The organism is Gluconobacter sp., assembly GCF_047723935.1.
In the GTDB taxonomy this organism is placed as follows: domain Bacteria; phylum Pseudomonadota; class Alphaproteobacteria; order Acetobacterales; family Acetobacteraceae; genus Gluconobacter.
The window spans coordinates 195,975-208,844 of record NZ_JBDOBO010000002.1; the positions used below are offsets into that span (position 1 = coordinate 195,975).

Consider the following 12,870-nt stretch of genomic DNA (forward strand, 5'->3'; position numbering starts at 1 on the left):
GAAAAATCAGATGGTTATGCAGGCAGGACAATTTGCTGCGAAGCATTATGAAGACAGGGCCTCATCTTACGTAAATAGCGTGGTGCATAGTCAGGGCGGTGACCTGGACGTGATGGTTCGGGCTGTTCAGGGGCGCGGGTTTGAACGTGTGCTGGATCTTGGCTGTGGCGGGGGGCACGTCAGCTATGCTGTGGCGCCACATGTCGGGCAGGTTGTCGCCTGCGATGTCACGGCCGGAATGTTGGCTGCTGTAAGCAGGTCCGCTCAAGACCGTGGCCTTGGCCACATTGTTGTTGAACAGGGCACCGCAGAAGCGCTTCCATTTGATGATTGTGTGTTTGACGCTGTTTTATGCAGGTTTAGTGCCCATCATTGGGAAGGCTTTGAGGCTGGTCTGAGAGAAGTGCATCGCGTTCTGAGGCCCGGAGGTCTGGCTATTTTCGGCGATGTTACGGCTCCTGAAGACGCTATGTCCGATAGCTGGCTCCAGACGCTGGAATTGATGCGGGATGTCTCTCATGTGAGGGACTATGCCGTGACAGAATGGGTGTCTGCTCTCGGAAGATCCGGTTTTGTTGTGGATGGCCTGAGACGCAGCCGTTTGCGGATGGAATTTGAGAGTTGGGTATCGCGAACACGAACACCGACGGAGCGTGTGAAGGGCATCCGGTCGTTGCAGCGTGGTGCGCCTGTAGCTGTCCGTGAAAGACTGGGGTTGGAAGAAGACGGCAGTTTCCTGCTGGACGTGACCGTTTTTCAGTTTCACAGGCCATAATGGGGTGGGTGTGGCATGTAGGCCGCGCATGGGCTATGCTGTGCGGACTGTATTTTAGCGTGGTGGACCTGTCTTGACCGAGCTGAACGAGCCGACTGATATTGTACCTTCCGATCGTCTTCCGGTGACGATCGAGGAGGAGATGCGCTCCTCCTATCTGGCCTATGCGATGTCGGTGATCGTCTCGCGTGCCTTGCCGGATGTGCGTGACGGCCTGAAACCCGTCCATCGTCGCATCCTGTATGCGATGCGCGAGAGTGGGTTTACGTCTGATAAGCCTTACCGCAAGTCTGCGCGTGCGGTCGGTGACGTGATGGGTAAATACCATCCGCACGGTGACAGCTCGATTTACGATGCCATGGTTCGTATGGCGCAGCATTGGTCAATGCGCGTCAAGCTGATTGATGGACAGGGTAACTTCGGTTCGGTCGATGGCGATAGCCCGGCTGCCATGCGTTATACCGAAGCTCGTCTGGCCAAGTCTGCGTCGTTCCTGCTGGATGATATTGAGCGGGACACGGTTGATTTTCAGCCGAACTACGACGAGAGCGAGCATGAGCCTAAGGTTCTGCCAGCGACGTTCCCAAATCTTCTGGTGAATGGCGCTTCGGGTATCGCGGTTGGTATGGCCACGAACATCCCGACGCATAATCCTGGCGAAGTCATTGATGCCACGCTGGCGATGATTGCCAATCCGGCGATTGAGCTGGATGAGCTGATGCAGATCATCCCCGGCCCGGATTTCCCGACCGGCGGAATCATCATGGGCCGCAGCGGTATCCGCAAGGCGTTTGAGACAGGGCGTGGGTCTGTTCCGGTCCGGGCTCGTGCTGAGATCGAGGAGATCCGCAAGGATCGTCAGGCGATCGTCATCACCGAGATCCCATATCAGGTGAACAAGGCAACCCTTCAGGAGAAGATTGCCGATCTCGTTCGTGCGAAGGAAATCGAAGGCATCTCTGATATCCGGGACGAAAGTGATCGTTCTGGAATGCGCGTTGTCATTGAGCTGAAGCGCGATGCGACGCCGGAAGTGGTGCTGAACCAGCTCTATCGCTTCACGCAGCTTCAGACGTCCTTCAGTGTCAATATGCTGGCACTCGATGAGGGCAAGCCGCGCACGATGGGGCTGATGGACGTTCTGCAGGCGTTCATTCGTTTCCGCGAAGACGTCATTCTGCGTCGCGCACGCTTCGATCTGAACAAGGTTCGGGATCGTGGGCATCTGCTGGTTGGCCTTGTGCTGGCTGTTGCCAACATCGACGAAGTGATCGCGCTGATCCGTTCTGCTCCTGATGCCTCGACAGCGCGCGAGCTGCTCATGGCGCGCGAGTGGGATGCGAGCGAAGTTGTGCCGTTGCTGGAGCTGATCCAGGACGAAGGCAATGTCATTTATGATGGCAAGGTTCGCCTCACAGAAGCGCAGGCTCGCGGTATTCTCGAACTGCGTTTGCAGCGTCTAACCGGCCTGGAACGTGAGAAGATCCAGGGTGAGCTGAGCGAAGTTGCGGCCAAGATTGCCGACCTGCTCGACATCATTGGCAGCCACACTCGTCGCATGGATGTCATGCGCAATGAATTGCTGGCGGCCCGGGCTGAAATTGCCACCCCACGCATGTCGGAAATCTCCGATGCGCTGGGCGATCAGTCTGACGAAAGCCTGATCGAGCCGGGGCAGATGGTTGTGACCATCACGCGTGACGGCTTCATCAAGCGCACGCCGCTTGAGATGTTCCGCTCGCAAAACCGCGGTGGGCGTGGTCGTACGGCGTCTGGCCGTCGTGGCGATGACGTCATTATTCGTAGCTTCAATGCTCATACCCATCAGTGGGTGCTGTTCTTCTCTTCGGGCGGCAAAGCTTATCGCACCAAGGTCTGGCATCTGCCGGAAGCGTCTCCGACGTCCAAGGGGCGCGCACTGGTCAATCTGCTGCCGGAACTGGGTTCGGATGCCATTACAGCGGTTCTTCCGTTGCCGCAGGACGAGGAGCTGTGGGAAGATCTGCACCTCACCTTTGCGACGGCCAGCGGCAATGTTCGTCGTAACCGCCTGAATGATTTCCGGAATATCCGGGCGTCCGGTCTGATTGCGATGAAGCTGGATGAGGGCGATTCCCTCATTGGTGTGGCGACGTGTCGTGAAGGTCAGGATGTGTTCCTGGCAACGAAGAACGCCCGCTGCATCCGCTTCCAGATCACGGATGACACGCTACGTGTGTTTGCCGGCCGTGGCAGTTCGGGTGTGCGTGGTATTCGTCTGGGGGACGGGGATGCGGTGATTTCACTGTGCATTCTCAACCATGTGGATGCCAGCGTTGAAGAGCGTGCGGCCTATCTGCGGATGGCCAATGCAAAACGTCGCGCCGAGAATGCTGCGTTGGCAGAAGGTGCTGAAGAAGAGGTGGTGTCCGGTGACGAAGACACTGTGGAGATCGTTGGCGATCTGACGCAGGAGCGCTTTGAGGAGCTGGAACAGCAGGAAGAAATTCTTCTGACTGTGACAGATGGCGGGTTTGGCCGTCGTTCCTCTGCCTATGATTATCGTGTGTCGGGCCGCGGTGGTCAGGGCATTACGAACATGACCTTCTCGGCCAATCGTCGTGGCAAGGAAGTGGTTGGGACGCTTCCGACGCTGGATGGCACGGATGTCATGCTCGTGACGGATACGGGTCGTCTGATCCGTCTTCCGGTGTCTCAGGTGCGTGTCATGGCACGTCAGGCCAGTGGTGTGACGCTATTCCGTCTGAACGACAGTGAGACCGTGATCTGTGTCTTCCCGGTTGTGGAAGATGATGGAGAAGAGGGCGACCTGATCGAAGGGGATGTCGTGGCAACGCCGGACGGTACAGCGCCTGTTGATGGCACTGTGACGGACGGTGAGGCTTCTGTGGGTGACGCAGCCCCTGATGCCTGAGTGGCAGACTGATCCGCGTGTCGGGTTTTATCCCGGCACGTTTGATCCGGTGACGTTCGGTCATCTGGATATTATCGACCGTGCGTCCACTCTTTTTGACCGCCTGCTGGTTGGTGTGGCGGTCAATGAGGGGAAGCAGCCGCTTCTGACGCTGGAAGAGCGTCTGGAGATGATGCGGCAAGAGGTCTCGAAATTGCCTCATGCTGACCGGATCAGGGTTCTGGGGTTTGATACCCTGTTGGTCGATGCCGTACGCAAGGCTGGCGCCGGGACGGTTGTGCGCGGCCTTCGCTCTGCGGGGGATTTCGACTTTGAGAGTCAGCTCTCTGGGGCGTTGCGTCGTCTGGCGCCGGAAATTGAGACGGTCTTTCTGCTGTCTTCTGAAGGGCATCGCACGACGGCCAGTCGAATTGTGAAGGAAATTGCCCGTCTTGATGGCGATATTTCCTCCTTTGTCAGCGAAGATGTTGCAAGTCTCGTCTTGTCGAAACTGGGTCGAAGGGCGACATAGGAACCTTCATTGATTTCTGGAAGGTTCCAAGATGTCTGAGACCGCAGTACCCGACGGCAACAAGCTGGTTTTCGAACTCAAGAACGGCAAGGTCGTCATTGAGCTGCGCCCTGATCTGGCGCCGCTGGCTGTGGAGCGTCTGAAGCTTCTGGCGAGCGAAGGTTTTTACGACGGTGTGAAGTTCCACCGGGTGATCGAAGGCTTCATGGCACAGGGCGGCGATCCGACTGGCACAGGCACCAGCGGTAGCAGCTACCCGGACCTGAAGGCCGAGTTCACGGACAAGGCAAAGTTCGAGCGTGGCACACTTGGCATGGCCCGTACGATGGCTCCGCACTCTGCAAACAGCCAGTTCTTCATCATGTTCCAGGACGTGCCGTCCCTGAACGGTCAGTACACGATTGCCGGCAAGGTTGTTGAAGGCATGGAGTATGTCGATCAGATCAAGCGTGGCGCTGGCTCGTCGGGCGTCGTTAAGGATCCGGACACCATCGTTAAGGCTTATGTAGAAGCCTGAAGCTGTTTCGGCTGTTCTGAGTGTCTTACAGGGCGCTCAGGCAGCTTGCTGCTTGTTCTCTGGTGTTCGCAGGACTGTCACTCCTGCGGCATCATGAGGGTAGGGCGAGCCGCATTGAGCGGTGTAGCGCTCTGAAAAGGCCTCGCGTTCGAGGCGTTCACAATAATCCAGATATTTGATCAGGGCTCGTTCGGCACGCGGAGTGCGGCCGTAAATGCGCTTGTAGTGCTTCCACAGGATCAAGGCGTTGACGGACCAGGCATCATAGACGTGTTCGTTCAGGCGTCTGCGAATGGATGCTGGAAGCTGATCGAATGCATCCCACTCGTTCCCCTCAAAGCGTTGCCAGATTTCATGCCGTACAGTGCGATCGTTTAAGGCGCAGTGATTGGTCAGGTTGCTGTTTTTGGAGCACATACGAGGGCTTTTTCAGGCTCTGAATCGGTAGTATTTAATATGTTATAACATAACTAAAAAAAATTCTAGTGCTGTTTTCCGGCTGCTGGAGGTTGACCTCCATAGTGGTTGTGGGGTAGCCATCCGCTCGGATGAACCGGTAGCTCAGTTGGTAGAGCATTCGACTTTTAATCGAATGGTCCTGGGTTCGAGTCCCAGCCGGTTCACCATTTTCCCCAGAGATCGAATGTGTTTGGAAACTTCGCCTAGGGCGAGGCAGAATCCGCATCATTAGCGCGGAAAGCCGTCAAGCTAATATGATCGCCCTATGCCGATATGGGCTGGCTACCTTACGGAACGAAAATCGAAGATTTGTCACGGAGCAGGTTTGCAGAGCGTGGTTTCATCTTTTTTCGAATACTCAGGGCTTTGTCGAGGTGCGTAAGATGCGCATCCATGATTTTTACGGCATCCTTTACCCTATTCTTACGCAGGGCATTCACCAGCCGCCTGTGATTGTCGCAGGATTGCTGCGCGTCCGCCTTGGATTGATACAAGGTAGCGATCAGGACGATTCGGGTTGTTAATTCTTCAAGAATGTTGGCCAGAATAGAATTGCCGAGTGCTGCGGCTAGGTGGACGTGAAAGTGGCCTAGAAGGTAGCTGCGACGACCCAGATCATTCTCATCAATGGCGCGCTGTTGCTCCAGAACGTGTGCTTCAAGCTGTTTGATCGTCTCGGCACTGATATTTTTCTGTGTCATGAGAAGACCGATTTCTACGGATCGGCGTGCTTCAATTGTTTCGCGAGCCTGTTCAACGGTGGGTTCAATGACGAACCACCCCCTCCGAGGGGAAACCGCAACGATGCCCCGACTGCTGAGGCGCATCATTGCCTCCCGGACCAGTGTTCGTGAAACCCCGAAGATCTCTCCCAGATCTTTTTCTCCGAGCCGCTCTCCGGGGGAGATCTGTTCGGAAAGAACGGCCTGAATAATTTTGTTTTCGATGACATTGCTGCTGGCGGGCTGCATCGATTTTTTCCGTTCTTCCATGTCAGCTTTTATGCGCCTCCTTCTTTTGAGGGACAAGCACGGCATAAGATATGGAAAAGGAATATTCCGGATTCGATCATTTTTGATGTGGAACAAAGATGCTTTGTATTCTATCTGGTATACAAGATTCGCCGACATGGTGAATTGCGACACATCCTGACTGCTTCACATCGCTGATCTGGAAATGCCCGATGTCCCCTGTTTCGCCCTGTCGACCCCGTTTTATTCTCTCTCTGCGCGTGACGCTGCTGTCCACGGCTCTTCTGTCTTGTGTTGGAAGCGCTGATGCCGCTGCAGGGGCAGCGAAGCGGAGCGTGCATCCGATCGCTAAGCATGGGGCTGGAGCAGTACGGCATCGTACAGTTGATGCTTCCGCGGCGAGTAATGAGGTCGTTCACGTTAATGCCCGGCGCGGTGTGACTGGCGCAGGTCAGCATGAGGCGCATTCTGAAACGGTACTGTCCCGTCAGGAGCTTCAGAACCGCAACGTCCGCCAGTTAACAGACATCGTTCGTGTTGCGCCAAATCTGACTATTCAGCCGTCTTTTGGAAGCTCTGCACTGAACTTTGCATTGCGCGGTGTCGGGCTGATGGATTTCACCCAAAACAACACCCCGTCCGTCATGCCGTATGTCGATGGTGTGGCCTATCCGGTGAGTATCATGACGTCGGGTATGCTGTTTGACATGGATGACATTTCTGTAGCGCCTGGTGCGTCCGGTTTCACGCATGGACAGTCTACCACCGGTGGTGAGATTAATTTCCACACGGGTGATCCTACCCCTGAGTTTCATGCGGGCCTAACGGAAGACATTGCCAGCTATGGTCGCAACCGGGTTGAGGGGTTTGTCTCCGGGCCAATTTCCAAGTCGGTTTCGTTCCGTTTGGCAGGGCAGTCCATGACGGGGGGCGGCTTCCAGCACAATTCGCTGGGCGAAGGGTACGGCAACTCCAATATCGGAGCGCTTCGCGGCAAGCTTCGCTGGAAAATTGACTCAACATCGACGCTGGACATCGGTGGGCACTGGACGACGGATCAGTCCGAGACGTCTTCAGGGCATAATTTCTATAACAGCTACGGCGTTCCTGTGACGTCGGATATCATGCAGACCGAATGGGGACTTGATCCGCGGTTTGCGAAAATTATCGGTATCAACGGAGCCAATCAGAAGCCAAGGGAAGACAATATCTTCTGGGGAGCGAATGTCCGCTATACGAAGGACTTCAGCTGGGGCCGGTTGTGGACGCTGAGCGCTTTTGAAGCCGTTGACGAGCATGAACTGACCAACCAGACGAACTCGGTCGCGTCCTACGGCAATATGTTCCGTAATAACCAGACGAATGTCTTTTCTCAGGAAGTTAAGCTGGAGTCCCGGAATCCGCGTGCTCGCTTCCACTGGGAAGTCGGCATGTATTACAGCCGTGCACGGATGGCGCAGAATTTCTGGTATGATTCGTCAGATCGGCCGGGCACGACGCCACTGAATGAGACGTCCTATCGTCAAAATCAGCAGAACTTCAATCAGTATGTTCAACTTTCATATCGCATTCTGCCGAAGCTGACCCTGATCGGAGCGATCAGCCATGAGTCGGACGACCGGCAGATGCTGAACGTTGTCAGTGCTGATTACGACCTGAATACGGGTGCCAGAACGCACGTACAAAACTTCGGCAATTCAGGGGCACTGACAAATCAGTTTGCCGGACGTGTCGGGGCACAATACCAGTTCAATCCCAGCGTGATGGGCTATGTCATGTTCTCGCGTGGCTTCAAGCCAGGAGGATTTTCGGCCAACATTACCCAGCAGGCCAGCCAGCTAAAGCCGTTCAAGGCTGAGCAGGTTCTGACGTATGAGGGTGGTTTTAAAACGATGCTGTTCAACCGGCGTCTGCGCTTTAATGCAGCCGGTTTCTATTATGATTATCGGGACCAGCAGCTGCTCGGGACCATCCTTGTGCCACCGTATGGTGTGCTGGGTGGCTACGTGAATGCGCCGCGTTCCAACATTTATGGCGCTGAGTTCGATATGGAAGCACATCCGTTTCATGGGCTCGTGCTGACACAGAATTTTGGATACCAGAACGGCTCTTACTCTCAGTTCCAGAGCCTAAATCGCAGTGCCACAACCGCCCAGTTTGCCTCAACGGGTGTCTGGTCGCCTGTGAATACGAACTATAATGGCTACAATATGGGGCTGGCCAATCTGACTCTTTCGGGAGCGGCTACCTACACCTGGTCCATGTTCCATGATTACAAGATGACTTTTGACGTCGATTATAATTATCGTGGCGCACAGACACAGCCGCAGCATATCGGAGATGGTGGGTTCTACCGTGCTCCAGCCTACTTCCTTGTGAATTCTTTCCTGACGTTTGCGGCGCCGAAACAGCATTGGTCCGTAACGGTTTACGGGCAGAATCTTGCAGATCGCCGTTACTGGCTTTCTGGCGGGACGCAGGCCACTTTCTATGGCGTCATGCCGGGTCTGCCCCGTTTCGTAGGCGCAAAAATGAACGTAACGTACTGAACGAGTAATCAGGACCTGAGCCGGAGTGCAGAACCTCCAGCCGGCGTCAGGTTTTCTGAAGGAACGACGGGAAGAAGGTTTGGATGACGAGCAATACGAGCCTTTCGAAAGATGCGAAACGCAGGTTTCGTCCAGGGATTTTCTCTCAGGTTGTGGTTGCAACTTTGATCGGGGTTCTGGTTGGTCTGTTCGCACCGCATGTTGCAGGGCAATTCCGATGGCTCACCGATCTGTTCCTTCGTCTGATTCTGATGGCGGTCGGCCCGCTGCTGTTCTGTATTGTCGTGACGGGTATTACGGGTGCGGGATCGCTAGGTGCTGTGGGACGACTGGGTTTTCGGTCCCTGATTTATTTCGAGGGTATGACCACGCTCGTCCTGCTGCTGTCGGTTGGGGCAGCCATGCTTATCCGGCCCGGACAAGGGCTGACTTTTACGCCCAGCCCTGAGGATGCCCATATCGTGGCATCCTACGCTGCGAATGCTCACCTTCTGCACGGGCAGGGTTTTACCGGGTTCATCCTGAGTCTTGTCCCACGGTCTCCGGTTGCGGCTTTCGCCGAAGGGAATATTCTCCAGATCCTGTTTTTCGCTATTCTGACAGGATGTTGCCTGAGCCGGATTGGGGACGCTGGTGCACCTGTCACACGCCTGATTGAAAGTCTCTCGACGCTTTTTTCAAGAATGATGCGCCTGATTATCGCTCTGGCGCCGCTAGGAGTGTTTGGGGCTGTTGCGACGACGGTAGCAGAGTACGGACTGGATGCCATCGGTCGGCTTGCGTCGTTCGTTGTGCTCTATTTCGCAGCTATTGCAGTTTTCATCGTTGTGCTTTTGGGTGGCTGCCTTTTGGCGTGCGGTGTTCATCCGTGGCGCTTTGCCCGTTATTTCCGTGAAGAGATCCTTATTGTCACGGCGACGACCAGCTCTGATTCAGTTCTGCCAAGCATCATGACAAAGCTCGAAGCCATGGGCGTTTCCAGGCAGGTGGTCGGCTTGGTCGTTCCTGCCGGATATTCGCTCAATCTGGATGCACTATCGATCTATCTCGGCTTTGCCATTGTGTTTCTGGCCGATGTGACTGGAACGCCTCTGACGCTGACGCAAATGCTCTCTATGTTGGCGACGGCACTGATTACGTCCAAAGGGGCTCATGGGGTTCCGGGGATTGCGATCGTCGTTCTGGCTGCCACGTTGGCTGCGGCTCCTTCCATTCCGCTCTCCAGTCTTGTGCTTCTTTTGGCGGTAGACTGGTTTATCGGAATTGCACGGGCTGTCGGTAATCTGGCTGGAAACTGTGTAGCTCCTGTTGTTATGGCGGCCTGGACTGGGGCGCTGGATCGTGAGCGGGCCCGGCATATTCTGGCTCCTCATGTGAAAATGGAGCTTCCGTCATGAGCAGCATGACAAAGCTTTTGTATTATCCGGAAGCGTTGCTGTCTGAGCGTGTTCACGCGTGTCTGGTGGAAGCCGGAGCGCAGGATGCAGATGCCGAAGCCACGACCCGGGCTTTGCTTCATGCGTCTCGTATCGGGGTCGACAGTCATGGTGTTCGGCTGGTGGGACATTATGTGCGGCTTCTGCGGTCTGGTGGGGTGAATTCCCTGCCCGTTCCTGTCTTCACCAGAACAGGGCCGGCAACTGGGCAATTGAATGCTGATGGCGGCCTGGCTCATTCTGCGGCCTATCGTGCCATGGATGAAGCTGTGTCGTTAGCTCGGGGCGCTGGAATTGGCGCGGTTGGAGTGCATCATTCCTCGCATTTCGGAGCAGCTGGCGCGTATGTCGTTGAGGCTGCGAGGCAGGGAATGATCGGTTTGATCATGAGTAACTCTGACGCAGCCGTATCCCTGTTCGGGGGCGCCAAGCCATTTCACGGAACAAACCCGATTGCGATGGCCGCCCCGACCAGTGGTTCTGATCCGTGGCTTATGGACATTGCGACGTCCTCAATTCCATTCAACCGCGTTAAGCTCTATCGCTCTCTTGGCTTGTCTTTACCATCAGGTGTGGCTGCGAGTGATGACGGACTACCCACACGGGATGCACAGTCAGCTGCGTTTCTTCAGCCACTCGGTGGGGAAGAGTTTGGTTTCAAGGGGGCTGCACTGGCTGGGCTTGTTACCATACTGGCAGGCGTTCTGACGGGGGCGGCACTGGACCCGGTTATGGTTGGAACTGATGAAGAGCAGAGCGACCGGAAGCGACAGAATGTTGGTCACTTTGCAATCGCCATAGATCCAGCAAGGTTTATTGGCCAAGCGGCCTATGATCTTGCGATGCGCTCTTATCTTGATCTTTTAAGAAATGGGCCGTCCGTTAATTCGTACAATCCTGTTATGGCGCCGGGTGACCGGGAGTGGCAGGAAGCTCGAAAGCGTGCCGAGACAGGGATTCCGGTTGACCCCGATACACAGCGAATTCTCGGTTTGATTTGAGGGCATAATTTATTCCCCAAAAATAGCGATCGGCACGTCTTGGTTAGGACGTGCCGTTTTTTTTGAGGTTCGGAGAGGAGGCAGTCTAACCCAAACTACACCTCTTCCCATGTCATCAGTTTGTGCCCGTGCTGCTTTTTTCCTGGTCCATTTGTCCTTTTGGTGGAGAAGGGGGCGAGATTGTGAGAAGGAGACACCATGGTTGCGCTCACTCCTTCTCAGAAAACGGCTCTCGATGAAATCATCAAGGCGCATGCTGAAAAGCGGCCTACGCATTTACTGACGGGGTATGCGGGGAGCGGTAAGACGACCCTGATGCAGGAAGTGGCCAGGCATTTCCTTCGTTTGAATGTTGTGACCGTGATTACGGCGCCGACACACAAGGCCACGGCTGTACTGCGAAGCAAGGTGGACAAGACCGTCGAGTGCCGGACCATCCAGAGCCATTTGAGCCTTCAGCCGTCTTCTCAGGGGGGTAAAACCACTCTTGTACGCGCGAAGCGCCCGCAAACTATTCCGGATGGCGTGGTGATTGTGGATGAGTGTTCCATGATTTCGCGTGAGCTGATGGGGTGGATCCGGGATCTGCTCAAATACTGCTTCGTGCTGTTTGTGGGCGATCCAGCGCAGCTTCCGCCGGTGGGGGAAGACGCTTCTCCGTCTTTTTCTGTCCCGTCGACATCGCATCTTGAGACAGTGGTTCGGCAGGCGGCGGGTAATCCCATTCTGGAAGCTGCTACGATCATCAGGCAGAGTCAGGGTGGCGATGTGGACTGGAGCTGGGTTCAGGATGCCCGGAAAGGCTCCTCCGGGCTATTCGTTCCTAAGGATGTGGAAAGCTGGGTTCGCAAGGCCTTCACATCTGATGCATTTGACGCAGACAATGATAGCTTTCGTTACCTGTGCTGGACGAATGACCGGGTTCATCAAGTGAACCAGATGGTTCGACAATGGCGGTATGGGGAGACGATTGATCGTCCCTTTATGCCCGGGGAACGTGCCGTCGCGCGCGCGCCTTTCAGTCGACAGAACGAAGACAAGAGCCGACAGCAGATTGCGACCAATGAAGAAGTTCTGGTCATGGATATTCAGGCGTCTCGTTTGTCGTACCGTTTTGAAGCCTGTGGATCTCTGGCGGCATGGACAACGGATTTACCAGCTTGGGAGCTGACTGTGCTCACGCTGGCAGGAGAAGAAATTACCGCGCATCTGGTGCAGGATCCGCGGGATCTTCAGGGTGTGGACCGTCGGCTGGTTCAGGAAGCCAAACAGGAGCGCAAACGCTGGCAGCAGCGATTTGCGTTTCAGAGTGCACTGCTTAATTTGCAGGCTATTTATGCCATGACGGTGCATACGTCTCAGGGCAGTACGTTCCGGAATGTTTTTGTGGATCTGGGTGACATCCGACGTCGGGCAGGAGGAAATCCTCTTGAGACCCAACAGCTTTGTTATGTAGCCCTGACCCGCGCGACGGATATGGTCTTTCTCGTCAATACTGGCTCTGCGAACTGAAGACTGACGGTTGATTTACTGAGATTTCCGTTGGTGAGCTCGAACGAAACAAGGAATAGGGCGATGCGAGTAAAAGTTGGTCTGGCTCTGGCACTTCTGGTGGCTTTGGCTGCGTGCGGGCCGGATTATGGTGGACAGGGTTCACGCCAATATCGGGGAGATGGGTTCGGTAATACGGGTTCAGGTCGGAGCAGTTATGGATATCAAGGCGGCCCAACCTGAAAA

At 55.2% G+C, this 12,870-nt stretch carries 11 protein-coding genes and 1 tRNA gene; 10 read left to right on the plus strand and 2 right to left on the minus strand.

Annotation, left to right across the window (positions count from 1 at the left end):
• Positions 1–10 precede the first annotated feature (10 nt).
• From ABF979_RS03025 to ABF979_RS03040, 4 genes are all read left to right on the plus strand, one after another.
• The gene (locus ABF979_RS03025) at positions 11–775 is read left to right on the plus strand and encodes a class I SAM-dependent methyltransferase (protein WP_415557652.1); all 765 of its coding nucleotides are present in this window, start codon (positions 11–13) and stop codon (positions 773–775) included.
• Positions 776–848: 73 nt separating this feature from the next.
• The gene (gene gyrA / locus ABF979_RS03030) at positions 849–3,689 is read left to right on the plus strand and encodes a DNA gyrase subunit A (RefSeq protein ID WP_415557654.1); all 2,841 of its coding nucleotides are present in this window, start codon (positions 849–851) and stop codon (positions 3,687–3,689) included.
• Complete coding sequence (gene coaD, locus ABF979_RS03035; protein ID WP_046900542.1) at positions 3,682–4,200, plus strand: pantetheine-phosphate adenylyltransferase; 519 nt, start codon at positions 3,682–3,684, stop codon at positions 4,198–4,200. The genes gyrA and coaD overlap by 8 nt, the downstream gene beginning before the upstream one ends.
• A 31-nt stretch (positions 4,201–4,231) precedes the next feature.
• Complete coding sequence (locus tag ABF979_RS03040; RefSeq protein ID WP_086634607.1) at positions 4,232–4,717, plus strand: peptidylprolyl isomerase; 486 nt, start codon at positions 4,232–4,234, stop codon at positions 4,715–4,717.
• A gap of 36 nt (positions 4,718–4,753) precedes the next feature.
• Here the strand turns inward: ABF979_RS03040 and ABF979_RS03045 are convergent, their stop codons facing one another.
• Positions 4,754–5,134, minus strand: a complete 381-nt coding sequence (locus ABF979_RS03045) for a DUF6525 family protein (protein ID WP_415557656.1) — start codon at positions 5,132–5,134, stop codon at positions 4,754–4,756.
• Between the two features lie 133 nt (positions 5,135–5,267).
• Here ABF979_RS03045 and ABF979_RS03050 point away from each other — a divergent pair.
• Positions 5,268–5,343 (plus strand) — tRNA-Lys (locus ABF979_RS03050).
• A gap of 120 nt (positions 5,344–5,463) precedes the next feature.
• On the opposite strand, the gene ABF979_RS03055 is transcribed toward ABF979_RS03050, so the two are convergent.
• Positions 5,464–6,147: a GntR family transcriptional regulator gene (locus tag ABF979_RS03055; protein ID WP_237389883.1), complete on the minus strand. Its 684-nt coding sequence runs from the start codon at positions 6,145–6,147 to the stop codon at positions 5,464–5,466.
• A 212-nt stretch (positions 6,148–6,359) separates the two neighbouring features.
• On the opposite strand from ABF979_RS03055, the gene ABF979_RS03060 reads away from it, so the two are divergent.
• From ABF979_RS03060 to ABF979_RS03080, 5 genes are all read left to right on the plus strand, one after another.
• The gene (locus ABF979_RS03060; protein ID WP_415557658.1) at positions 6,360–8,696 is read left to right on the plus strand and encodes a TonB-dependent receptor; all 2,337 of its coding nucleotides are present in this window, start codon (positions 6,360–6,362) and stop codon (positions 8,694–8,696) included.
• 83 nt (positions 8,697–8,779) lie between these two features.
• Entirely contained in the window at positions 8,780–10,093 is a 1,314-nt protein-coding gene (locus ABF979_RS03065) for a cation:dicarboxylate symporter family transporter (protein WP_415557660.1), read from the plus strand.
• Positions 10,090–11,133, plus strand: coding sequence for an Ldh family oxidoreductase (locus ABF979_RS03070; protein ID WP_415557662.1), 1,044 nt, complete (start codon positions 10,090–10,092; stop codon positions 11,131–11,133). Before ABF979_RS03065 ends, ABF979_RS03070 begins: the two co-directional genes overlap by 4 nt.
• A gap of 198 nt (positions 11,134–11,331) precedes the next feature.
• Entirely contained in the window at positions 11,332–12,645 is a 1,314-nt protein-coding gene (locus ABF979_RS03075; RefSeq protein ID WP_099211503.1) for an ATP-dependent DNA helicase, read from the plus strand.
• Positions 12,646–12,708: 63 nt separating this feature from the next.
• Complete coding sequence (locus ABF979_RS03080) at positions 12,709–12,867, plus strand: hypothetical protein (RefSeq protein WP_167386119.1); 159 nt, start codon at positions 12,709–12,711, stop codon at positions 12,865–12,867.
• Positions 12,868–12,870 lie beyond the last annotated feature (3 nt).

Coding starts and splice junctions, on each gene's coding strand:
- ABF979_RS03025 (WP_415557652.1), top strand. CDS start 11: ATGGTTATGCAGGCAGGACAATTTGCTGCGAAGCATTATGAAGACAGG.
- coaD (WP_046900542.1), top strand. CDS start 3,682: ATGCCTGAGTGGCAGACTGATCCGCGTGTCGGGTTTTATCCCGGCACG.
- ABF979_RS03040 (WP_086634607.1), top strand. CDS start 4,232: ATGTCTGAGACCGCAGTACCCGACGGCAACAAGCTGGTTTTCGAACTC.
- ABF979_RS03045 (WP_415557656.1), bottom strand. CDS start 5,134: ATGTGCTCCAAAAACAGCAACCTGACCAATCACTGCGCCTTAAACGAT.
- ABF979_RS03055 (WP_237389883.1), bottom strand. CDS start 6,147: ATGCAGCCCGCCAGCAGCAATGTCATCGAAAACAAAATTATTCAGGCC.
- ABF979_RS03060 (WP_415557658.1), top strand. CDS start 6,360: ATGTCCCCTGTTTCGCCCTGTCGACCCCGTTTTATTCTCTCTCTGCGC.
- ABF979_RS03065 (WP_415557660.1), top strand. CDS start 8,780: ATGACGAGCAATACGAGCCTTTCGAAAGATGCGAAACGCAGGTTTCGT.
- ABF979_RS03070 (WP_415557662.1), top strand. CDS start 10,090: ATGAGCAGCATGACAAAGCTTTTGTATTATCCGGAAGCGTTGCTGTCT.
- ABF979_RS03075 (WP_099211503.1), top strand. CDS start 11,332: ATGGTTGCGCTCACTCCTTCTCAGAAAACGGCTCTCGATGAAATCATC.
- ABF979_RS03080 (WP_167386119.1), top strand. CDS start 12,709: ATGCGAGTAAAAGTTGGTCTGGCTCTGGCACTTCTGGTGGCTTTGGCT.